The organism is Cribrihabitans neustonicus, from assembly GCF_048820895.1.
GTDB lineage: Bacteria > Pseudomonadota > Alphaproteobacteria > Rhodobacterales > Rhodobacteraceae > Cribrihabitans_A > Cribrihabitans_A neustonicus.
On sequence record NZ_JBMERQ010000001.1, the window covers coordinates 321,986 to 343,127 of the forward strand.

Below are 21,142 nucleotides of genomic sequence, written 5' to 3' on the forward strand. Positions count from 1 at the left end.
AATTGTCCCGGCTACAGGCGGTAGCCGGCCGAGACGGTCAGAACTTCGCCAGTGATCGAGCGCGCGGCATCTGATGCCAGAAAGAAGACTGCTTGAGCAATGTCCTCGGCGCTGGCAAGGCGGCCAAGCGCGGTTTCATCCGTGAACAATTTGGTCAATGCGGCATCCCGGGGCGATTCTGGCACATTGACAGCGCCCGGTGCCACTGCATTGACGCGGATGCCCCGGGGTCCCAGCTCCTTTGCCATGGCCCGGGTCCAGAGGTTCAGCGCGGCTTTGCTGGCGCCGTAGGTGGCCGCACCCCGCGGCGGCAGCACCGCATTGACCGAGGAGATGCTGACCACGGACGCGCCCGGCTGCAGATGCGGCAGGGCGGCGCTGAGCAGCGCTTGCGGAGCCAGGAGGTTGAGGTCGAGTATGGCGCGCTGGGCCTCCGCGTCAAAGGCATCGGGCGGGCTTTGCGCCACAGCGCCTGCGTTGTTCACGATCACATCGAGCCGCCCGAAGCGCGCCATGGTGTCTTCCACTACGGCCTGAGCCGCGCCGGGCTGGGTCAGGTCGGCCCGCATTGCCAGCACGTCCGGCTGCTCACCCCGCGCCGGGTCCGGCGGCGTGTTGCACCAGGTCAGGGCCAGCGCGTGACTGCCCAGAAACCGCGCGCAGATTGCCCGGCCAATGCCATAGGCGCCGCCGGTTACCAGAACGGTCTTTCTCATGCGGTTTGCCCTCCTGTGGAAACTTGACCTGCCGGAACAAGAAGGACACCCCGAAGGGTGCCCGTCAAGGTTGAAGGCTGTGGGCCTGGCTTACGACTTCGCCAGGTTGCGCAGCACGTAGTGCAGCACGCCGCCGTGTTCGATGTATTCCTTCTCCGGCGCGGTATCGATCCGGCACTTCAGAGTGATGGTCTTGGTAGTGCCATCCGCGAAGGTGATGTCGCAGGGCACCTCCTTCTGCGGGGTGACATCGTCCAGCCCGCGGATCGAGACGGTTTCCTCACCCGTGAGGCCCAGGGTCTTGCGGGTGTCGCCGCCGGTGAACTCGAAGGGGATCACCCCCATGCCCACGAGGTTGGAGCGGTGGATGCGCTCGAAGCTTTCCGCGATCACCGCCTTCACGCCCAGAAGCGCCGTGCCCTTGGCCGCCCAGTCGCGCGAAGAGCCGGCGCCGTATTGCTCGCCGCCGAACACCACCAGCGGGGTGCCCTGCTCCTGGTAGGCCATCGCGGCCTCGTAGACTGAAGTTTGCTTGCCGTCCGGCCCTTTGGTGTAGCCGCCTTCGACGCCGTCGAGCATCTCGTTCCTGATGCGGATGTTGGCGAAGGTGCCGCGCATCATGATCTCGTGGTTGCCGCGGCGCGAGCCGTAGGAGTTGAACTCGCGCGGCTGCACCTGGCGTTCGAGCAGGTACTTGCCTGCGGGCGTGGTGCTGGCGAAGGAGCCTGCGGGCGAGATGTGGTCGGTGGTCACCATATCGCCCAGCATCAGCAGCACCTTGGCGCCCTCGATGTTCTGGATGGTGCCCGGCTCCGGCCCCATGTCCTGGAAGTAGGGCGGGTTCTGGATGTAGGTGGAGGTCGCGGGCCAGTCGTAGGTCTCCGCATCGGTGGTCTCTACCGCCTGCCACTTCTCGTCGCCCTTGAAGACATCGGCGTATTTCGACTTGAAAGCCTCGCGGGTGACGGTCTGCTCGACCAAATCGGCAATTTCCTTCTGGGTCGGCCAGAGGTCCTTCAGGTAGACGTCCTTGCCGTCCTTGTCCTGGCCTAGCGGCGCGGTGGTGATGTCGATGTTCATGTCACCGGCAAGCGCATAGGCCACCACCAGGGGCGGCGAAGCCAGGTAATTGGCCCGCACATCGGGGGAGATGCGGCCCTCGAAGTTGCGGTTGCCCGAGAGCACCGAGACGCCGATCAGGTCGTTCTCGTTGATGCACTTGGAAATTTCCTCGGCCAGCGGGCCGGAATTGCCGATGCAGGTGGTGCAGCCGTAGCCCACGAGGTTGAAGCCGATAGCGTCCAGATGCTTCTGCAGCCCGGCGGCCTCAAGATACTCCGACACCACTTGCGAGCCCGGCGCCAGCGAGGTCTTGACCCAGGGCTTGCGGGTCAGGCCGCGCTCATGCGCCTTTTTCGCAACCAGCCCGGCGCCGATCATCACATAGGGGTTCGAGGTATTGGTGCAGGAGGTGATCGAGGCGATCACGATGGAGCCGTCGTGCAGCTGGTAGTTATGCTCGTCCGTGCTCACGAAGCCCAGTTTGTGGTGGCCTTCGTTGCCGGGAATGTCCTGCGGTTCGGGCTGGCCGCCTTCGCCTTCCCAGCGGCCTTCGGCCTGCTCGCTCGCGTCCTTGGCGTTGCGCTGGCCCTCGATATACTTGTGGAAGGTGGTGGCCGCTTCATCCAGCGCGATATAGTCCTGCGGCCGTTTGGGGCCGGAGATCGCGGGCACGATGGTGCCCATGTCGAGATGCAGCGTGTCGGTGTAGACCGGGTTGTAGTCCGCGCCGCGCCAGAAGCCGTTTTCCTTGGCGTAAGCCTCCACCAGCGCGAGGCGGTCCTCATCGCGGCCGGTATTGCGCAGATAGCGGATGGTTTCGCCGTCGATCGGGAAGAAGCCGCAGGTGGCACCGTATTCGGGCGCCATGTTGGCGATTGTGGCTCGGTCCGCAAGCGGCAGCCGGTCCAGGCCCTCGCCGTAGAATTCCACGAACTTGCCGACCACGCCCTTGGCGCGCAGCATCTCCACAACCTTGAGCACCAGGTCGGTGCCGGTGGTGCCCTCGGTCATCTCGCCGGTGAGCTCGAAGCCGACCACTTCGGGGATCAGCATGGAGATCGGCTGGCCCAGCATCGCCGCTTCGGCTTCGATGCCGCCGACGCCCCAGCCCAGAACGGCGGCGCCGTTCACCATGGTGGTGTGGCTGTCGGTGCCGACAAGGGTGTCGGGGTAGGCGACTTCTTCGCCGTTCTGGTCGGTGTCGGTCCAAACGGTCTGCGCCAGGTACTCGAGGTTGACCTGGTGGCAGATGCCGGTGCCCGGAGGCACCACGCGGAAGTTGTTGAAGGCGCCCTGGCCCCACTTCAGGAACTGGTAGCGCTCCATGTTGCGCTCGTACTCGCGGTCCACGTTCATCTGGAAGGCGCGCGGGTTGCCGAATTCGTCGATCATCACCGAGTGGTCGATGACCAGATCGACCGGGTTCAGCGGGTTGATCTTCTGGGCATCGCCGCCAAGCGCCTTGATGCCGTCCCGCATCGCCGCGAGGTCAACCACGGCCGGCACGCCGGTGAAATCCTGCATCAGCACCCGGGCCGGGCGGTAGGCGATCTCGCGCGGGTTCTTGCCGCCCTTTTCCGCCCATTCGCCGAATGCCTTGATGTCGTCGGTGGAGACCGAGAATCCGCCGTCCTCGAACCGGAGCATGTTCTCCAGCACCACCTTCAGTGCGGCCGGCAGTCTGGAGAAATCGCCAAGCCCGGCCTCGGTGGCGGCGGGGATCGAATAGTAGGAGATCGTCTTTCCGCCTGCGGTCAACTGCTTGCGCGTGCTGGCGGTGTCCTGTCCGACATTGATAGGCATGATTGGCCTCCCTCTGAAATTTTGAGTGCAGGGAATTCGCTACTTGCGAACTTGGAGCAGTGCGGGCGCGCTTTCAATAGCTGGCAGCGGAAAGAGGTGTATTTTTTGTATGCGATGGTACACAGAAAAAGCCGGGAAATTACTGGGGGCTGCGTGGCTGGCATCGTGTCAAATTACTTTGATTGGCCATGGGCGCGGCATCCGGTTAAGCCAGCAGAGGAAGAAGCAGCGGAGATGGACGCATGAGACGGCTTGCGGCGCTGGCGGCGGTACTTTCGATGGCTCTGCCGGTCTGTGTGCGGGCGCAGGAGGCGGTCCCGCCGGTGCCGGATGCACCGCAGCCGCCGGTTCTGGTCGAGCTGTTCACCTCTCAGGGCTGTGCGGCCTGCCCGCCGGCTGATGCGCTGCTGCACCGGCTCGCCGGACGCGAGGGCGTGCTGCCGCTCGCGCTGCACGTGGACTACTGGGACTACATCGGCTGGAAAGACCGCTTTGCTGACCCTGCCCATACCAAGCGGCAGAAGGGCTATGCCCAGGCGGCCGGGCGGCGGATGATCTACACGCCGCAGATGATAGTAATGGGAATCGATGACGTGATGGGCTCCGATGCGGTGCAGGTGGCAGAGGCCATTGCCCGGCACAAGGACGCGCCGCGCCTGGTCTCTCTGGGGCTCGAGCGCGCGGGGGAAAGCCTGCTTATTCGCCTGGAACCGCGCGGCAGCAGGCTGGAGGGGATTGCGCACACCGGGAGGGAGGCAGCTCAGCTGATAGTGCAGCTGGTGCGCTATGCGCCGCTGAAGACGGTGCGCATCACCCGCGGCGAACTGGCCGGGCGCACCCTCAGCTATGCCAATGTGGTGGAGGACTGGCAACTGGTGGCGGAATGGGACGGCCGCGCGCCTTTGGATCTCGTGGTGCCGCTGCCCGGCCCCAACCGCGCCGCGGTGGTGGTGCAGCAGGGGGCCTATGGGCCGGTGCTGGCAGCTGCCGCAGCTGATTAGCCGGTTCGGGTGCCGCGGGCGGATCAATCCGCCGCTGCCGCCCTGCGCTGCTTTGCAACCGGCACGAAGGGTTTCCAGCGCCGGTGAATCCAGAACCATTGGCCGGGATGGCGGCGCACCACCGCTTCAAGGTCAGCGGTCAGCGCGCGGGTCATGGCGGAGGCGTCGCTGGGAGGGATCTCCTCATGCATCAGGATCTCGAAGTCGAGACCGTTGTCCTGGCGCACCGCGTAGACGGGGATCAGCGCGGCGCCGTACTTCAGCGCCATTTCGGCCGGCACGGTGGAGGTGACGGCGGGCTTGCCGAAGAACTCGATCGGCTCGCCGCCCTGGGCGTGCAGGTCGGTGACGATGGCGATGATGCCGCCCTTCTTGAGGTGGCGCACCATCTCGACCATGCCGCGTTTGCCCTGTTCGAACATCAGCTCGCCCGTGGCCTTCATCGCGGCGACATAATGCTCGTTGAAATAGGGGTTTGCCATGCGCCGGTAGAGTGCGCCGATCTCATGCCCGCGGGCCATCAGCGCGGCGCGGGCGGCATCGTAATTGCCAAAATGCGCGGTGGCTAAGATCACCGGACGGCCTTCGGCGCGGGCACGGTCCAGCGCGGCGAGCCCGGGACCCGTTACCGGCGCGGCGCAGGCGCGGCGGCGGAAGGCCTCGCCTGCGTAAAGCTCGGTGATCATCCGGCCGGCGTTGTCGCTCACCTGGCGGTAGAGCGTACCGGCATCGGTGTCCGCCAGCTCGGGCCGGATCAGCGCGAGATTGTCGCGCACCCGCTTGTCGAACCGCGCCAGCCGCCCCATCGCGGTGACCAGCCGGCCCATCAGCGGCACCCGCCAGCGGTAGGGCACCACGCGGCCCGCCAGCAGGAGCCCGCGCAGGAACAGGTTGCTGGCGTAATACTTGACGTGGCTCGACGTGGAGAGTTCGGAAGGGTCAACTGGCATGGGGTCTGGAATGCTGCGGCGCAGGAATGCGGATCAAGATGCGCATCTTACTGGCGCCCAGCGGCGGGCACAAGCCGGGTGGCGGGATTGCGCATACGGGCCCGGCCGGCATCGCCCGAAAGACACTGGGTCAACGGATGAGCGGCAAGCGCGGCGGCGGCCCGGGGGAAGCGCGTGCGCCGGCCGCCGCACCGGCCCGGCAGCAGGTCCCGGACGGGCCAGGCCGCGGGCCGACCTGGTACAGGCCGTGCCGGGGATCCGGCCCGTTCCGGCAGGTTCCAGCGCGGACGGGGCTGTTCCTTGGCGCCGGTCAATGGCGCCGGGAAAACTTGTGAAATCCGCCTCCGGGGCGGCGCGGGCTCCCGGGCCAGCGGGCCGGCGCCGTGCAGGGCCGGGCCGGCGGTCAGCGGCGGAGGGGCGGGCAGCCCTAGCCCTCCTCATCCTCCTCGGATTTCAGCTCGATTTCGCCGGTGGCAATCAGGTCGCGCATGGCGCCGATGATCAGGCTGATCGCGGCCTCGCCGTCGCTGCGTTTGACCTTGCCGCGCTCGGCCACCTCTTCGCGGATATTCGCGGCCATCCGGGTCGACATGTTTTTCAGGAGGAACTCGTTGGTGGCGACGTCCTCCTCGTCGCTGGCATAGGCCATGGCGGTCACCAGATCGGGCTGGGGCACTACCCGCATCAGCTTGGGCACGTCCAGCGCCTGCAGCCGATCGCCGATCAGCGCGTATGTGAAGATCGCCCTGCGGACCTTCGTGGCGAATTCCTCGTCCTCCTCGTCCAGCGCGGTCAGCACCTCCTCGCGCTTGGCGGCGGCGGCTTCGGTCAGGATCGCGCCCATGCGCTGGCCCGGCGAGTCGTTGAAGGCGAGGTCGGGGCGCGCTTCCACTTGGGCGGCGAGCGACAGGCCGATGCGGTCCACGGTCTCGGGCGTCACATTTGCGGTCTGGCTCACCGCATAGGTGATGCGCCGCGCCACCGGCCCGGGCAGATGCACCAGCATCTGCGCCGCCTTGTTGGTATCCAGCTTGGAGAGCAGCACTGCTGCGACCTCGGTGCTTTCGGCCTGGGCGAGCTCCGCCAGGTCCTCGGGGGAGAGTTTCTTGAGCCGCTCCCACGGGTCGCCGAACTGCCGCACCCCGGCCTCCTTGCGGAGGCGGTTGTGGGTGTAGCGGCTGATCTTGCCCTCCATCGCGGTGAGCGCGCCGGCCAGGCCGTTGGGAAAGGAGAGGCCGACATTGTCCAGCATCTCGGCAAATTCGCTGGCCACCGCGTGCAGCGTGTCGCGGTCGACGATGCGCATCTTGCCCATCTGCTGGGTGAGCTCCAGCTGCAGGTCGTCCGGCAGCTCTTCCAGCGGGACATCCGCGCCCTCGTTCAGCAATAGCCGCACGATGATCGCGGCCTTGGCCTTGCCGCTGAGGCCGGCCGCCCCGCCGCCGCTGGCGGGCGCGCCGCCGCCGAAATTACCCAGATCCATCCCCGGGGAAGCCGATGGCAGCGCCAGCATGTTGTCTTGAGGCATTCTCGCACCTTAGCCAAAAAGATTCTCTTTTGTCCGGGCTCAGGGTACGGCTGAAGCGGTAAAGAAAGCCTGAAGCTCAGTAGCCGTAAGAAGCGCCTGTTTCCAAGGCCCTGCGCAGCGAAACCTCGGCCCATTTGCCCGTGCCGCCGCGCGCCCGGATTTCCCGCCACTGTAGCAGCGCCGCGCCAAACTTGCCCTGGTCCACAAGGCCCTGGCCCATATACGAACGGGCAAGGAGGTTATCCGGATCGCGCAGGAGCGCCTGTTCGTAAGCGGCCGCGGCCTCACCGGAATTGCCCAGTTTGCGGTGCGTGAATCCCCAGTAGGTAAGCACCAGCGAATCCTGCTGATCGGCCATCACGGACAGCACCGCCTGCGCATCCTTGAACCGGCCCGCATAGGCGAGTTCGCGCGCGGCGCCGAGGAGCTGCTGCTGGTTCAGCGAGGACTTGCGCGGCCGCACGCAGCGCTTCTTCTTTTCGTCCCAGACCTTCTTGCCCTTGCAGACCCTGGTGGTCTCCGTGGGTTTTGGCGGGTTCCAGTCATTCCCGCTGGCAGCATAAGCGGCGGGGGATGTCATGGCCAGAGAGAGGGCCAGGACGGGGACAAAGCGCATGGGGCATCTCCGCGAGGGTAAACTCCGGCGCAGGATAGCAAGGGCCCGCCGCGATGGCCCGGTGAAAGTGCATCACGATTGCGGGATATGGCCCCCCCGGCGCGGTGCGGTTGCGATCAATGTTGTGTGGGGGCACCGGAGCGGCTGCGGCCGAAGGCACGGGCAATACGCTCCCGGATGGTTGCCAGCCGCCTGCCGGCGCGCGTGTCTGCCTCCGGCGCGCGGGCGGACAGTTTTGCCCATTCGGTCAGCAGTTTGGCGCGCAGGCTGAAGTCCAGCAAGTCCGGCGGCACCGGATGGCGGTAGGTGCGCAGGAACATCTCCACATGATGCTGGCAAATGCCGCCCGCGCCCAGCTCTCCCGGGGGGACGGGCCGACGCAGGTCCAGCATCAGGAAGTCCACAACGTCGTACAGGCCCAGTTTTCGATGGGCATAGGCCAGGTCCAGCCCGCAGGCGGTGCCCTTGCCAAAGATAAGGTTGCCGCCGTGAAAATCACCATGGGCAAACAGGCTGAGGGCGGTCGACCCTTGCAGGGCTGCGGCTTGCTCTGCCAGCGCATCAACACACGCCAGAGCCGCGCCGTCCCGTGCCGCACCGCCCGGCATCAGCGCCAGAGCGGCGTCGATTTCGGCAAAAATCCAGCCGGTATGAAACTGATCCTCGCTTGCTGGCTCCAAGTTGTGCAGCTTGTTCAGCCAGGCGCCGGCGCGGCGGAAGACCTGTGCTGCCTGCGCGGCAGAGGAGGCGTGCCTGAACATGCCCGTCGCCGTCTGGCCGGCTGCGAAACGGGTCACATGAAAGGTCCCGTCGCGGCCGAGATAAACAGGTCCGGTCACCGACAGCCGAGGATCGCCGTCAAAATGCGCCTGCAGCCGCAGCAGTTTGTCGTACTCGGCGCTCAGCCAGCCGGGCTCTTCCTGCAAGTCGTATTTCAGGGCAAAGCTCTGGCCATTTTCATGCACGACGCTGAACACCATCTGCGGCCGCTTGCCAAAGCCGGATTTGTGAATGCAGTTATGAGCGGTCTCGCCAGGCAGATCGCAGGCGGATTGAAACTCCGCGATCCTTTGCTGCACGGCGGCGTCGTCGTATTCGGAAAACAAACCCAAGCTGCAAATCCGTCGTCAAAAAAAGGGGGGCGGCCCGGCGCCGGTGCTGGCCATGGTGTTGAGAAAACAGGTGGAATATGCCCCCGGCAGGTCAAAATTGCGACAAAAAAGCGCCCCGTCGCGGGAACGGGGCGCTGGCAGATCCGGGCGGAGGCGGGCAGGCTTATTCGCCGAAGACCCGCTTGAAGATCGTGTCGACATGTTTGGTGTGGTAGCCCATGTCGAACTTCTCGTTGATCGCCTCTTCGCCGAGCGCCGCCACAACTTCTGCATCGGCCAGCAGCAGCTCGCGGAAATCTACGCGCTCCTCCCAGACCTTGAGCGCGTTGCGCTGCACCATCGCATAGGCGTCCTCGCGGCTGACACCGGCCTGGGTCAGCGCCAGCAGCACCCGCTGCGACATCACGAGGCCGGGGAACTTGTTCATGTTCTCCAGCATGTTCTCCGGGAAGACCAGCATCTTGGAGATGACGCCCGCCAGCCGGTGCAGGGCGAAGTCCAGGGTCACGGTGGCATCGGGGGCAATGCCGCGCTCGACCGAGGAATGCGAGATATCGCGCTCGTGCCAGAGGGCGACGTTTTCCATCGCCGGGATCACCGCCATGCGCACGAGGCGGGCAAGGCCGGTGAGGTTCTCGGTCAGGACCGGGTTCTTCTTGTGCGGCATCGCCGAGGAGCCCTTCTGCCCCATCGAGAAGAACTCGGCGCCTTCCAGCACTTCGGTGCGCTGCATGTGGCGAATCTCAACGGCGATGTTCTCGATCGAAGACGCGATGACGCCGAGGGTGGCAAAGAACATCGCGTGGCGGTCGCGCGGGATCACCTGGGTCGAGATCGGCTCGGGACGCAGGCCGAGCTGCTCGCAGACGTGCTCCTCGACGGCCGGGTCGATGTTGGCAAAGGTGCCGACCGCGCCGGAGATCGCGCCGGTGGCGACTTCCTCGCGCGCGGCGATCAGGCGCTGCTTGTTGCGGTCCATCTCGGCATAGAAGCGGGCAAAGGTGAGGCCCATGGTGGTGGGCTCGGCGTGGATGCCGTGGCTGCGGCCGACGCGCACGGTGTGCTTGTGCTCCATGGCGCGGGTCTTGAGCGCGTCGAGAAGCTTGTCCATGCCAACAAGCAGCAGGTCGGCGGCACGCACCAGCTGCACGTTGAGGCAGGTGTCGAGCACGTCGGAGGAGGTCATCCCCTGGTGCACGAAACGGGCTTCCTCGCTCCCTACATGTTCGGCCAGGTGGGTGAGGAAGGCGATCACGTCATGCTTGGTCACCGCTTCGATCTCGTCGATGCGGGCGACGTCGAATTCCACGTCCTTGGCCTTCCACACCGCGTCGGCGTTTTCGCGCGGAATGACGCCGAGGTTGGCCATCGCCTCGCAGGCATGAGCCTCGATCTCGTACCAGATCTTGAACTTGGTCTCGGGGGACCAGATGGCGACCATCTCGGGGCGGGCATAGCGGGGGATCATGGGCGGAGGCACCTCTTGCAAGTTGGGCTGCAGATGCCGCGCGTCTTAGAGGAGGCGGCGGCAGACAGCAAGGCTGGGCAGCCGGTGTGAGGCAGTTTGCCCGGGGCCGCTGCTTGATGCCATGGCCCGACAAGTGCCGCGGCGGCAGCCGCAGGAGCGGGGCGCCGTGCGCGCACGGCGCGCGGCCCAAGGCCGCTGCCGCTGCATCTGCGATGCAGGGGCCGGGCGCGGGAGGGGCCCGCTGCGCGTTCTGGCGCTGAGGGGAGGGCGTTGCCCGCCGTTCGCCCTGCGGGGCTCAGTCCTGTGTTTCGTCAAGTTCCGTGATGACCTTGGCGCCGCTTTCCAGCGTGCGGTGCACCGGGCATTTGCCGGCGATCTCCAGCAGTTTTTCGCGCTGGGCGGCAGTCAAATCCCCTCGCAGGCGGATCACCCGGGTGAACTGGTCGATCTTGGCAGGCCCCGTGGGCTGGGCGTCCTGCGCGTGCACCTTGTCGTGGCTGATATCGACGCTGATGCCCTCGAGCGGCCAGCCCTTGCGGCGGGCGTACATCCGCAGCGTCATCGAGGTGCAGGCGCCAAGCCCTGCGGAGATGAAACCGTAAGGCGTCATCCCGCGGTTGCTGCCGCTATAGGCCAGCGGCTCGTCCGCGTAGGTGTGGTGCGCAGGGCCCCATTGCACGTCCTGCAGGAAGCCGTCGGGATCGGCTTCGCTCACCCTGAGGATGCCTTCCGGCGCGCCGGGGGGCGGGGCAGGGGGCGTCATTTCCACGTATCGCGCGGCCCAGGCGGCAATCACTTCGGCGGCATATTCGGCATCCCGCGCGCGGCTGATCAGGTGGTCGGCGTCATCGAGGGTGACAAAGCTCTTCGGATGTTTGGCGGCCGCGAATATGGCGGCGGCATTGTCGATGCCGACGGTCTCATCCCGCGGCGCGTGCAGCACCAGCAGTGCCGCCTTGAGCCCGGCAACCGCCTCTGCCAGGTTGGCGGCGGAGATATCCTCGACAAACTCGCGGCCAATCGTGAAGGGCCGTCCGCCGAGACAGACCTCGGCGCGGCCCTTTTCGCGGATTTCCGGCAGGGCGGCTTCGAAGTGGTGCGTGACGTGGCCGGGATCAAAAGGCGCAGCCAGCGTCACCACGGCCTTGACCGAGGGAATGCCCGCCCGTGCGCGCAGCACCGCCGCGCCGCCAAGCGAATGGCCGATCAGGAGGTCAGGCGCCATGCCGCGGCCTGCGAGATACTGCGCGGCCGCCACAAGGTCGGCGACGTTGGAGGTGAAGGAGGTGTTTTCGAACTCGCCCTCGGAATGGCCAAGCCCGGTGAAATCGAAGCGCAGCACCGCAATCCCCATCGCCGCCAGCCGCCCGGCAATGCGCCGCGCGGCGGGGATATCCTTGGAGCAGGTGAAGCAATGGGCAAAGAGTGCCGTGGCCAGAACCGGCCCCTCGGGCAGGTCCAGCCGCGCCGCGAGCGAAGTGCCGCCGCGGCCGGGAAAGGTGATGCGTTCTGCGGGCATGACTGTCGCCTTTGTTATCGTCCTCCCCGCTAGAGTGAGGGCGCGGGCGGGCGCGAACAAGGCAGGCCATGCCAGCGTCACGGGAGTGTGAAAACGGGCGAGGCGCCGCAGGATGTCCCGGAGCCTCCCCCATTGGAGGCCCCGGCGGGCCTCAGCCCGCGCCGCTCAGGGCCGCATCGAACGGGTAGCGCGTGAGGTTCTCGTAACCGTCCTCGGTTATCAGCACCTGATCCTCGAGCTTTATGGAGAAATCGCCGCCCTCGGGGCTTACCAGCGCCTCGACGCAAAGCACCATGCCCGGCTCCAGGTCGTAGTCGAAGGCGCCCTCGACCATGCGGTCGGGGTATGCGACCAGCGGCCACTCGTCGCACAAGCCCACGCCATGCATCATGCAGCCATACTTCTGCGCCTGGAACTGCGTGTCGAGCTGATGGCACCGGCGCGACAGCTCCTCGATGTTCACGCCCGGGCGCAGCATCTCCATGTTGTGGCGGATGTGCTCCAGCCCGTGCTGCATGGCATAGACCATGTCGGCGCGCGGCGCGGCATCGCCGATCCACCAGCTGCGCGAGATGTCGATGCATATGCCGTAGGCGCCGACCAGATCTGTGTCGAAGCTGATGATCTCGTTGTTCTGGATGATGCGGGGGCCGCACTCCTGGAACCAGGGGTTGGTGCGCGGGCCGGAGGCCAGCAGGCGGGTCTCGATCCACTCGCCGCCGCGGCGGATGTTCTCGGCATGGAGCACCGCCCAGACGTCATCTTCGGAGATGCCGCCGCCGGGGATGTTTTCGCGCGCAAACCGCTCCATCGCTGCCACCGCGGTTTCGCAGGCGTGGTGGGCGCAGCGCATGGCCAGGATCTCGTCCGGGCCTTTGACGGCGCGGCATTTCTCGGTCAGCTCCTCGCCCGGGTGGATCTCGAAACCCTGCGCTTCAAGCGCGCGCAGACCGTGCAGCATCACCTTGTCGACCGCGAGGCGTTTGTTGGTGCCGCTGTGCTCCTCCAGCAGCACGCGCACCTCGTTGGAGAACGTGTCGGCGGCCACGCTGATTTTGTCGCCGCGGTCGAAGTAGAACAGATCGGCGCCCGCGCGCTGCTCGCGGACCAAGGGGTTGAAGGTGCTGAGGAAGGGCGACTGCTTGTAATCCCAGAGCACCATGTAGCCGTCGGCGCAGATAAGGAGCGCGCGGAACGGGTTGTGGGTGTTCCAGAGCTGCATGTTGGTGGAATCGGTAGCGTAGCGGATGTTGAGCGGATCAAAGAGCAGGAGGCCCGCATAACCCCGGTCATTGATGAAGCGGGTAAGCCGCTGCCAGCGGTACTGCCGCATTGCCTGCAGGTCCGGCAGTGCAAGACCCGCGGCCTCCCATTCGCGGAAGGCCAGCTGGGTCGGGCCGATCTCGATCCGGTTATTGTCGTTCGGGGTGTTGTCGCCGAGACGCGCGCCCCGGGCGGGGTCGATCTTGCGGGTATCCCGGTAATGCTCGTTCATGGCACGCCTCCCTCGCTGCACAGTCCTGTCCAGACTGGCTTGCGGTTGTGGCGCCTGCGCGGCTGGATGCGACCCCCCAAGCGGTCGTTTCCGGGCTTTTCGGGCCCGGATGCATCTGGCGGGCTGGATTTTGCGGGGACGGCTGTTATGCCGGAGGGATGACGCCGATTCTTCAGAAACGCCTGCCCTACGATCCGCTTCAGGTTCGGAAGCTGCCAGGAATCCAGCCGCTTGCGCCCGAGATCTGGCTTGTGCCTGATGACGCTTTTGCCGGTCAGATGGCCGAACGCGAGCGGCTGCTGGCCGGCGCACGCGGCGATGTTCTGCGGCTGGACGCGGACGCGATGGCGGCGGCGCAGGAACTGCTGGAGATGGCGGCGGAGGCGGTCGATCCCGGCTCGACGGCGGAAGGGCGGGTGACGCGGGCGGATGGCGTTGAGGTCACGCTCGACCGCGAAGACCCGCTGGGCAGCCTGGGGCGGATCACCCAGCAGGATTTCTGCATCCTGCAAAAGCCCGAGGGCGCCGCCGAACACGTGCTTACCGGCGCGGTGCTGTGTTTCCCGGCAAGCTGGACGCTGGCGGAAAAATTCATGCGTCCGCTCACCGCTATTCACATTCCGGTGGAGAGCTACGACGCGGGGCTGGCGGCGCGGGTGCAGCGGCTGTTCGACGGGGTGCAGCCGGGGCGGCCGCTGTGGCGGTTCAACGCGCTCTGGTATCACGACCCCACGCTGCACCAGCCGCGCAGCGAGCATGCGCCGCGCGCGCAGCCGCCCGAGGGGCAGGCGCAATATCTGCGCAGCGAGAAGCAGGCGATCCACCGGCTGCCGCGGACCCGGGCGGTGGTGTTTTCGATCCACACTTCCGTGGTGGCGCGGCAGGATCTGCCCGCGGCGACGGCGGGCTGACGGCAGCAGGCGCAGCCGGGCTGCGCCTACGGCAGAAGCGGCAGCGCGGCCTGTACCACGCCGGTTGTCTCGACGAAGAAGACGAGGAACGCCAGCATCAGCACCTGGCCTGCAAAGCGCATGTGGCCCGCAGGGGCAGAGCCGGTGGCGGGGCCGCGCAGCAGGGTACCCAGGCGCGGCAGCAGGGTGGAAAGGCGCATAAACGGCAGGGCCTTGCCAGACGCCGGGATGTGCGCGGGCTTTGCCGCTGTGTCAGGGCCAGCGTCCGGGCTGGCCGCCTGCAGCTGCCGCAGCACCTGCTCGCATTGCGCATCGATGCGCTGGGCGGCGAGTTCCACCGGCGCGAAACAGGCGCGGCCGCGCGGCCGGTTGCCGGAGGCTGCGTGCGGGGCGGAGGCGCACTCGGGCTTGGGCGGGACACGGGCAGGCTGGACGCGGGACGGCCGCCGCATGCGCCGGGCGGGCCGCGCAGAAAGCTGACCGCTGGCCTCGAGAAACTGTTCACCGGTTAGCAGCACTCCGGTTCCGAGCCATTCGACAGAGGTTGCCTCAAGCTCTGGCACCAGCTGGCGCAGCAGCCCGGCCAGCACCGTCTGAGCGTCCTCACGGGCCTGCGGCGTACCGCTTTCGGGCAGCACCGAGAGGTCGAGCAGCGCTGCGGGCTGCAACAGGTCGGACCTCTGCTGGCGGCTGGGGGTGAGGGCGGGCCTGCGCAGGCGCATCTGCACTTCGAAGCCCGTACAGAGCAGGCGCATTCCGGGGGCTGCCCCTTCAGCATCGGGCACCGCAGTGATTCCGGCGCCTTCCAGAGCTTTGGCAACAGCATCGATCGCCTGGACGAAAGTGGCGCTGCCGCCGTCTTCCAGCCCCAGTCGGCCCGTGGCACCACCGGCCGACTCGGCCTCCGGCTTGCCCGTGCCGCTGGATACCCGGCTGCCACTCTGGCTGCCCGGCTGCTTGATGTCTTCTGCCACTGCTGCACCTGTTGCCACTGTCCGGATCCTCCATTCAGCTGTCTTCCTAACGAAAGCTTAAATGGGGAAATGGCTGAAAGTGAGGCGGGGGGCGGCGCCTGCTTGGCAGCGAGGTGCGAACCACGAGGCTGCATCAAATTTTAAGAAAAGCTGCGCCATTTCAACATCCTGGCTGGAGCGGTTGCGGCGGAGCCGGGGCAAATGGGGCGCAAGCGTGGCGGCGCAGGGCCATATTGCTGCCCAGAACCGGTTCCCGCACCCGCCCTGCCGGGAATCGCGCGCCGTCCGGCCTTACCGGCTGATCTGCGCGCCCATGATCGCAAGGGACTGCTGGTAGACGCTGGCGGCGTTCCACTCCTTCAGGACCGGGTAGTTCGGCTCGCCCGGCTGATAGCCCTTGCCCGGCTGCCAGCCCTTCTGGCGCAGGTAATTCGCGGTGGAGGCCAGCGCATCGCCCTTGTTGTAGAAATCCACCCGGCCGTTGCCGTCCCAGTCGACGCCGTACTTCAGCGCATTGCCGGGCAGGAACTGTGTGTGGCCCAGCTCGCCATGCTTGGCGCCCAGCGTCGCCCCGGTAAGGGCGCCCTGGTCCACCAGCTTCAGCGCGCCGAGCGCATGGGGGCGGAAAAAGTCCGAGCGGCGGCAGTCATAGGTCAGTGTCACGATCGCCGAGACCACACGGCTGTCGCCCATGAAGTTGCCAAAGGCGGTCTCCATCCCGTGAATGGCGATCAGCACGCCAGCGGGCACCCCAAAGCGGCGCTCCAGCGCGGCAAAGAAATCCCGGTTGCGCGCCAAGTGCTTGCGGCCCTGCGCCACGATGGTGGCGGAGCCGCGGATCTGCATGAACTTCTCCAGCGAGTACTTGAAGCTCTTCTGGTTGCGGTCGGCTGAGATGGTGCGGCTGGCGTAGCGCGCCTCGGCCAGCGCCTGCAGGCCGCGGGCGCCGACACCGGCGCGCTGTGCCTCCTGCGCGAAGCGCTGCTTCCAGGCGTCGAACCCGGCGGCGGAGTTGCCGCAGGCGGCGGCCAGCGCGGGCGCGGCGGCGAGCGTGGAGATCAGGCAGGACAGCAGGGCAGGGGCCAGCAGGCGGCGCATCGGAAACCTCATGTGCAGCGACTCGTCATCTGCCACCGACCCTACCGCGGTGGGCGCGGCTGTCGACCGGGAATTGCCGCAATCCGGTCCCAGCGCTCAAGCAAAGGCGGCATCAGCCGACAGGGCCAGCCCGTCCGCCACCGCCGTCATCGCGTTTTCCGTGTCAATCCGGGCAGTTGCGCAGAGATCCTGCAGTTCCGCCTGTAGCGGCAGCAAAAGCGAAGAGCCGCCGGCCATCACGATCCGGTCCACTGCGCCGGCGGAAATCCCCGCCATCTTCAGCGTCTCGAGCGCGCAGGCGCGGATCGCGGCGGTCTGCTCGGCAAGGGTTTCGCGCAGTGCCGCGCCGTCAAGCGGCCGCGACAGCCCGCGCTGCAGGAGACCCAGCGCAATGGCGCCTGCGCCGCCACCCTCGCGGTTGGCGGCAATCTTGCCGCGCTCCACCGCAAAGGCGAGATCGTGGCCCAGCTCCTCCTCCAGCACAGCGACCAGCCGCGCGAGCTTCTCCGGCTCCTCCGCATGGGCGGCGAGATCGCGGGCGGCGCGGCGGCTTTCGGGGCTGTAGAGAAAGGGGATCATCTGCCAGGTGGCGAGATCGTTGAAGATGCGGTTCGGCGCGGGCAGGCTGCCGCCGCCGAAAGTATTGCGGATCTGACTTCCGCGGCCCAGAAGCGGCATCACGTGCGCAATGCTGAGCTGGCGGTCGAAATCAGTGCCGCCCAGCGGCAGACCGTGGGAGGCGAGGATGCGGAAGCGGCCCTCGGCGTCCTGCTCAAACGCAGTGAAGTCCGAGGTGCCGCCGCCGATGTCGGCCACCAGGCCCAGGCTGGTGCCAGTGGCGGCCGCAGGGGCCGCCGCCCGCAGTGCCGCTTCGGGCTCAAACATGAAGGCCACATCCTGAAACCCCGCCTCCAGGTAGCAGGCGCGCAGGTCAGCTTCGGCCCGGGCGTCGCGCCCGGCATCGGCAGAGTGGAAATGCACCGGCCGGCCGGAGAGTGCATGGGTGAACTCCGTGTGCGCCGCGGTTTCGGCCCGCGCTTTCAGCTCCGCCAGGAAGCGTGCGATGATCTTTGCAAAGCTCAGCCGCTCGCCGTTGATGCGGCGCTCCTCGTGCAGGAGGGATGTGCCGAGCAGGCTTTTCAGCGCCCGCATGAAACGGCCTTCCTCGCCTTCGGTCAGCGCGCGGGTGGCACTGTGGCCGATGCGCATGGCGCGCGGGCTTTCAGCAAAAAACACCGCGGTAGGCAGGGTGGGCTCCCCCGGCTCCATTTCCACCAGCCAGGGGCGGCCCGCCACCGCCACGCCCGCTGCGGAGTTGGAGGTGCCGAAATCGATGCCGAGGGTGCGGGGGGCGGTCATGGTCTGCTCCTGTGGGACGTGCGGAAGCCGGCCTGCGTACAGCGGTGCCGCAGGCGGATCAAGCCCTTCTGCGGTGCACGGCAGCGCTGGCGGCAGGTTGGTCTTGCCAAGCCCGGCCCGCTTCGCATACTGCGGGGTTTACCATTGGCACCGGGGGCTTGCGGCTCCCGGCGCTGCCTTCCCCTCCAGCGACGAACGGACTGGTGACAGCCATGGCCCAAGCCACGAAATCCCCCCTTCTAGCAGTGCTGATCGACGCCGATAACATCTCTGCCAAATTCGCCGAGGCGATGTTCGAGGAGATTGCCTCCTTCGGCGAGGCCAGCATCCGCCGCATCTACGGCGACTTTGCCGGCGGCGGGCCGCAGGGCTGGAACAAGGACAAGCTGGCCTCGCTCGCCATCGTGCCGCACCAGCAGTTTGCCCATACAACCGGCAAAAACGCGTCGGACATCGCGCTGGTGATCGACGCCATGGACATCCTGCATTCGGGCCGCTTCGACGGTTTCGTGCTGATCTCCTCGGACAGCGATTTCACCCGTCTAGCCAGCCGCATCCGCGAGCAGGGGCTGGATGTCTACGGCATGGGCATGCGCAAGACGCCCGCGGCCTTCGTGAAAGCCTGCAAGCGGTTCATCTATGTAGAGAACCTGGTGGAGGAAGCAGGCAAGCCGAAACCGAAGGCGGCGAAGGCCGATGCGCCCGGGGCCGCTGCCGAGCCGGTGCTGAAGGACCCCGCCAAGCTGGTGATCCGCGCGATGGATGCGATCGACCAGGAGGACGAATGGTATCCGCTGGGCCAGATCGGCCAGTACATCACCAAGGCGGCGCCGGATTTCGACACCCGCAGCTATGGCAAGCGCAAGCTGAGCGACCTGATCAATTCGCTGAAGATTTTCGAGACCCGCAAGGGCGAGGGCAACCAGCTCCTGGTGCGCCGCCTGGACTGAATCGCGGAGGGCTTCCCGCCGGCCCGGCCGCAAGCCGCGCCGCTCCCCCAATAGCGCTGCGGCCTTGTTCCGCGCTCGGCGTCAGCCGCAATCGGGCGTTTGGCGCAGTTACGCCGGGAATGGCCCGGCGCGCCGTTTTCCAGTGCGGGGAAGCCAGCCGGGAGAATATCCGGCCAGCGCATAAAAAAACACGGGGCGCGCAAACGCCCCGTGCCGGATACCGCCCGGAGCGCTAGGGCGCCCCGGCAGGACTGGCTTACGCCAGTTCCAGGTTTGTCGCGGATTCGCGGCCGTCGCGGCCGGCTTCGATTTCGAAGGTGACGGCCTGGCCGTCCTTCAGGTCACGCAGGCCTGCGCGCTCAACCGCGGAGATGTGCACGAACACGTCGTTCGAGCGGCCGTCCGCCTCGATGAAGCCGAAGCCTTTGGTTGCGTTGAACCATTTCACTTTGCCAGTGGCCATGGAGAAGTTCCTTTTCCTTTGTATCGCCCGCGGGATGCGGCGATCCGGTAGCCCAACGTCGAATGCTGAGCCGTAAGGAACAGGAGTCGAGAGATAGAATACAGAGCCCATATGCCTGCGCGCGGCGGGTTTGGCAAGGAAAATCGCTGGCCTGCAACCGGCAGCAAAGAAAGGGCGCCCGTGCGGGGCGCCCTGTGAACTTGCTGCTGCGGCCGGGATCAGCAGCTGTAGTACATGCCGAATTCGACCGGGTGCGGGGTGTGCTCGAACAGCTGCACCTCTTCCATCTTCAGCGCGATGTAGCCGTCGATCTGGTCCTTGGTGAAGACGTCGCCCTGCAGAAGGAAGTCGTGGTCCGCCGCCAGCGCGTCCAGCGCTTCGCGCAAGCTGCCGCAGACAGTGGGGATGCCTTCCAGCTCCTCGGCCGGCAGGTCGTAGAGGTTCTTGTCCATCGCCTCGCCCGGGTCGATCTTGTTGCGGATGCCGTCGATACCGGCCATCAGCAGCGCGGCGAACGCCAGGTAAGGGTTTGCGGACGGGTCGGGGAAGCGGGCCTCGACGCGCTTGGCCTTCGGGCTTTCGGTCCACGGGATGCGGACGCAGCCGGAGCGGTTGCGGGCGGAGTAGGCGCGCAGAACCGGCGCCTCGAAGCCCGGGATCAGGCGCTTGTAAGAGTTGGTCGAGGGGTTGGTGAACGCGTTCAGGGTCTTCGCGTGCTTCAGGATGCCGCCGATGAACCACAGTGCCTCGTCCGACAGGTCAGCGTATTTGTCGCCTGCAAACAGCGGCTTGCCCTCTTTCCAGATCGACATGTTCACGTGCATGCCGGTGCCGTTGTCGCCATAGATCGGCTTCGGCATGAAGGTCGCGGTTTTGCCGTAGGCGTGGGCCACGTTGTGGATCACGTATTTGTACTTCTGCAGCTCGTCGGCCTGCTTGGTCAGCGTGTCGAAGATCAAGCCCAGTTCGTGCTGGCAGGAGGCGACCTCGTGGTGGTGCTTGTCCACCTTCATGCCCAGCCGCTTCATGGTCGACAGCATTTCCGAGCGCAGGTCCTGCGCTTCGTCGGTCGGGTTCACCGGGAAGTAGCCGCCCTTCAGGCCCGGGCGGTGGCCCATGTTGCCCATTTCATATTCGGTGTCGGTGTTCCAGGAGGCGTCGGTGGCGTCGACCTCGTAGGAGACCTTGTTGATCGAGTTCGAGAAGCGCACGTCGTCGAACAGGAAAAACTCCGCTTCCGGGCCCATGTAGGCCGCGTCGCCGATGCCGGAGGCCTTCAGGTAGGCTTCCGCCTTCTGGGCGGTGCCGCGGGGGTCGCGCTCGTAGGATTCGCCGGTGTCGGGCTCGACGATGGAGCAGTGCAGGCACAGGGTCTTTTCCGCATAGAACGGATCGATGTAGGCGGACTCGGTGTCCGGGATCAGCTTCATGTCGGAGTTTTCAATCGACTTCCAGCCCGCGATCGAGGAGCCGTCGAACATGAAGCCCTCTTCCAGGAAATCCTCGTCAACCAGATCGACATCGACGGTCACGTGCTGCAGCTTGCCGCGCACATCGGTGAAACGGATGTCGACGTAGGCGACGTCCTCGTCCTTGAGTGTCTTGAGAACTGCGTCTGCGCTCATTCCCTCTGTCCTTCTTGATAAGTTGTCTTGCGTGTTTTTTGCGGTCTCAGCGGCTTACAGCGCGTCCGGGCCGGTCTCGCCGGTGCGGATGCGGATCGCCTGCTCGACGGGCGAGACGAAGATTTTGCCGTCGCCGATCTTGTTGGTCTTGGCGGCATCGATGATCGCCTCAATGGCCGGCTCGACCTGGTCGTCGTCCAGCACGACCTCGACCTTCACCTTGGGCAGGAAATCAACGACGTACTCGGCGCCGCGGTAGAGTTCGGTATGGCCCTTCTGGCGGCCGAAGCCCTTGACTTCGATGACCGAGAGACCCTGAACGCCGACGTCCTGCAACGCTTCCTTCACCTCGTCCAGTTTGAATGGCTTGATGATGGCTTCGATCTTTTTCATGGTGCGGGGCTCCTCACGACCTTGTTGCAGGTGTCATTTCACTTCTAAATGAAGCCAGCAATGCGCAGCGGCGGAGTTGCCGCGCCCGCGGCCAGTTTT

18 protein-coding genes are annotated in these 21,142 nt (G+C 66.3%); 3 read left to right on the forward strand and 15 right to left on the reverse strand.

Going from position 1 to position 21,142, the window contains the following annotated elements:
- Window positions 1-11: 11 nt before the first annotated feature.
- Both ACOHWE_RS01565 and acnA read right to left on the reverse strand, forming a co-directional pair.
- The gene (locus ACOHWE_RS01565; RefSeq protein ID WP_420663627.1) at window positions 12-716 is read right to left on the reverse strand and encodes an SDR family NAD(P)-dependent oxidoreductase; all 705 of its coding nucleotides are present in this window, start codon (window positions 714-716) and stop codon (window positions 12-14) included.
- A gap of 90 nt (window positions 717-806) precedes the next feature.
- Window positions 807-3,581: an aconitate hydratase AcnA gene (gene acnA, locus ACOHWE_RS01570; RefSeq protein ID WP_420663628.1), complete on the reverse strand. Its 2,775-nt coding sequence runs from the start codon at window positions 3,579-3,581 to the stop codon at window positions 807-809.
- 242 nt (window positions 3,582-3,823) lie between these two features.
- On the opposite strand from acnA, the gene ACOHWE_RS01575 reads away from it, so the two are divergent.
- Window positions 3,824-4,582: a DUF1223 domain-containing protein gene (locus ACOHWE_RS01575; RefSeq protein ID WP_420663629.1), complete on the forward strand. Its 759-nt coding sequence runs from the start codon at window positions 3,824-3,826 to the stop codon at window positions 4,580-4,582.
- 23 nt (window positions 4,583-4,605) lie between these two features.
- Here ACOHWE_RS01575 and ACOHWE_RS01580 read toward each other — a convergent pair whose 3' ends face one another.
- The 7 genes from ACOHWE_RS01580 to dddP all read right to left on the reverse strand — a co-directional run bounded on the left by ACOHWE_RS01580 (window position 4,606) and on the right by dddP (window position 13,270).
- Window positions 4,606-5,532 carry a lysophospholipid acyltransferase family protein gene (locus ACOHWE_RS01580; protein ID WP_420663630.1) on the reverse strand — a complete coding sequence of 309 codons (927 nt, stop codon included), beginning with the start codon at window positions 5,530-5,532 and terminating at the stop codon, window positions 4,606-4,608.
- Window positions 5,533-5,959: 427 nt separating this feature from the next.
- Window positions 5,960-7,060, reverse strand: a complete 1,101-nt coding sequence (locus ACOHWE_RS01585) for a flagellar motor switch protein FliG (protein WP_420663631.1) — start codon at window positions 7,058-7,060, stop codon at window positions 5,960-5,962.
- Window positions 7,061-7,136: 76 nt separating this feature from the next.
- On the reverse strand, window positions 7,137-7,676 hold the full coding sequence (locus ACOHWE_RS01590) for a tetratricopeptide repeat protein (protein WP_420663632.1): 540 nt from the start codon (window positions 7,674-7,676) through the stop codon (window positions 7,137-7,139).
- A 116-nt stretch (window positions 7,677-7,792) separates the two neighbouring features.
- Window positions 7,793-8,788: a phosphotransferase gene (locus ACOHWE_RS01595; protein WP_420663633.1), complete on the reverse strand. Its 996-nt coding sequence runs from the start codon at window positions 8,786-8,788 to the stop codon at window positions 7,793-7,795.
- A gap of 163 nt (window positions 8,789-8,951) precedes the next feature.
- Window positions 8,952-10,256, reverse strand: coding sequence for an adenylosuccinate lyase (gene purB / locus ACOHWE_RS01600; protein ID WP_420663634.1), 1,305 nt, complete (start codon window positions 10,254-10,256; stop codon window positions 8,952-8,954).
- Between the two features lie 295 nt (window positions 10,257-10,551).
- Complete coding sequence (locus ACOHWE_RS01605; RefSeq protein ID WP_420663635.1) at window positions 10,552-11,775, reverse strand: bifunctional alpha/beta hydrolase/OsmC family protein; 1,224 nt, start codon at window positions 11,773-11,775, stop codon at window positions 10,552-10,554.
- A 151-nt stretch (window positions 11,776-11,926) separates the two neighbouring features.
- On the reverse strand, window positions 11,927-13,270 hold the full coding sequence (gene dddP, locus ACOHWE_RS01610; RefSeq protein ID WP_420663636.1) for a dimethylsulfonioproprionate lyase DddP: 1,344 nt from the start codon (window positions 13,268-13,270) through the stop codon (window positions 11,927-11,929).
- A gap of 158 nt (window positions 13,271-13,428) precedes the next feature.
- Between dddP and ACOHWE_RS01615 the strand changes: the two genes are divergently transcribed.
- Window positions 13,429-14,181 carry a heme-dependent oxidative N-demethylase family protein gene (locus tag ACOHWE_RS01615; RefSeq protein WP_420663637.1) on the forward strand — a complete coding sequence of 251 codons (753 nt, stop codon included), beginning with the start codon at window positions 13,429-13,431 and terminating at the stop codon, window positions 14,179-14,181.
- 26 nt (window positions 14,182-14,207) lie between these two features.
- Here ACOHWE_RS01615 and ACOHWE_RS01620 read toward each other — a convergent pair whose 3' ends face one another.
- The 3 genes from ACOHWE_RS01620 to ACOHWE_RS01630 all read right to left on the reverse strand — a co-directional run bounded on the left by ACOHWE_RS01620 (window position 14,208) and on the right by ACOHWE_RS01630 (window position 17,612).
- Entirely contained in the window at window positions 14,208-15,155 is a 948-nt protein-coding gene (locus ACOHWE_RS01620; RefSeq protein WP_420663638.1) for a hypothetical protein, read from the reverse strand.
- Window positions 15,156-15,446: 291 nt separating this feature from the next.
- Window positions 15,447-16,265, reverse strand: a complete 819-nt coding sequence (locus tag ACOHWE_RS01625) for a lytic murein transglycosylase (protein WP_420663639.1) — start codon at window positions 16,263-16,265, stop codon at window positions 15,447-15,449.
- 84 nt (window positions 16,266-16,349) lie between these two features.
- A complete protein-coding gene (locus tag ACOHWE_RS01630) occupies window positions 16,350-17,612 on the reverse strand; it encodes an Hsp70 family protein (protein WP_420663640.1) in 1,263 nt (420 codons plus the stop codon).
- Window positions 17,613-17,824: 212 nt separating this feature from the next.
- Between ACOHWE_RS01630 and ACOHWE_RS01635 the strand changes: the two genes are divergently transcribed.
- Window positions 17,825-18,562 carry an NYN domain-containing protein gene (locus tag ACOHWE_RS01635; RefSeq protein WP_420663641.1) on the forward strand — a complete coding sequence of 246 codons (738 nt, stop codon included), beginning with the start codon at window positions 17,825-17,827 and terminating at the stop codon, window positions 18,560-18,562.
- 256 nt (window positions 18,563-18,818) lie between these two features.
- Here ACOHWE_RS01635 and ACOHWE_RS01640 read toward each other — a convergent pair whose 3' ends face one another.
- From ACOHWE_RS01640 to ACOHWE_RS01650, 3 genes are all read right to left on the reverse strand, one after another.
- A complete protein-coding gene (locus ACOHWE_RS01640) occupies window positions 18,819-19,025 on the reverse strand; it encodes a cold-shock protein (RefSeq protein WP_420663642.1) in 207 nt (68 codons plus the stop codon).
- Between the two features lie 218 nt (window positions 19,026-19,243).
- The gene (gene glnA / locus ACOHWE_RS01645; protein WP_420663643.1) at window positions 19,244-20,650 is read right to left on the reverse strand and encodes a type I glutamate--ammonia ligase; all 1,407 of its coding nucleotides are present in this window, start codon (window positions 20,648-20,650) and stop codon (window positions 19,244-19,246) included.
- A 54-nt stretch (window positions 20,651-20,704) separates the two neighbouring features.
- Entirely contained in the window at window positions 20,705-21,043 is a 339-nt protein-coding gene (locus ACOHWE_RS01650) for a P-II family nitrogen regulator (protein WP_420663644.1), read from the reverse strand.
- Window positions 21,044-21,142 lie beyond the last annotated feature (99 nt).

Bases quoted from the DNA above. Each gene is read 5' to 3' on its own strand.
- ACOHWE_RS01615 (WP_420663637.1), top strand. From the start codon at position 13,429: ATGACGCCGATTCTTCAGAAACGCCTGCCCTACGATCCGCTTCAGGTT.
- purB (WP_420663634.1), bottom strand. From the start codon at position 10,256: ATGATCCCCCGCTATGCCCGCCCCGAGATGGTCGCCATCTGGTCCCCC.
- ACOHWE_RS01650 (WP_420663644.1), bottom strand. From the start codon at position 21,043: ATGAAAAAGATCGAAGCCATCATCAAGCCATTCAAACTGGACGAGGTG.
- ACOHWE_RS01585 (WP_420663631.1), bottom strand. From the start codon at position 7,060: ATGCCTCAAGACAACATGCTGGCGCTGCCATCGGCTTCCCCGGGGATG.
- ACOHWE_RS01625 (WP_420663639.1), bottom strand. From the start codon at position 16,265: ATGAGGTTTCCGATGCGCCGCCTGCTGGCCCCTGCCCTGCTGTCCTGC.
- ACOHWE_RS01630 (WP_420663640.1), bottom strand. From the start codon at position 17,612: ATGACCGCCCCCCGCACCCTCGGCATCGATTTCGGCACCTCCAACTCC.
- ACOHWE_RS01640 (WP_420663642.1), bottom strand. From the start codon at position 19,025: ATGGCCACTGGCAAAGTGAAATGGTTCAACGCAACCAAAGGCTTCGGC.
- ACOHWE_RS01605 (WP_420663635.1), bottom strand. From the start codon at position 11,775: ATGCCCGCAGAACGCATCACCTTTCCCGGCCGCGGCGGCACTTCGCTC.
- glnA (WP_420663643.1), bottom strand. From the start codon at position 20,650: ATGAGCGCAGACGCAGTTCTCAAGACACTCAAGGACGAGGACGTCGCC.
- ACOHWE_RS01575 (WP_420663629.1), top strand. From the start codon at position 3,824: ATGAGACGGCTTGCGGCGCTGGCGGCGGTACTTTCGATGGCTCTGCCG.
- ACOHWE_RS01635 (WP_420663641.1), top strand. From the start codon at position 17,825: ATGGCCCAAGCCACGAAATCCCCCCTTCTAGCAGTGCTGATCGACGCC.
- acnA (WP_420663628.1), bottom strand. From the start codon at position 3,581: ATGCCTATCAATGTCGGACAGGACACCGCCAGCACGCGCAAGCAGTTG.
- ACOHWE_RS01590 (WP_420663632.1), bottom strand. From the start codon at position 7,676: ATGCGCTTTGTCCCCGTCCTGGCCCTCTCTCTGGCCATGACATCCCCC.
- dddP (WP_420663636.1), bottom strand. From the start codon at position 13,270: ATGAACGAGCATTACCGGGATACCCGCAAGATCGACCCCGCCCGGGGC.
- ACOHWE_RS01565 (WP_420663627.1), bottom strand. From the start codon at position 716: ATGAGAAAGACCGTTCTGGTAACCGGCGGCGCCTATGGCATTGGCCGG.
- ACOHWE_RS01580 (WP_420663630.1), bottom strand. From the start codon at position 5,532: ATGCCAGTTGACCCTTCCGAACTCTCCACGTCGAGCCACGTCAAGTAT.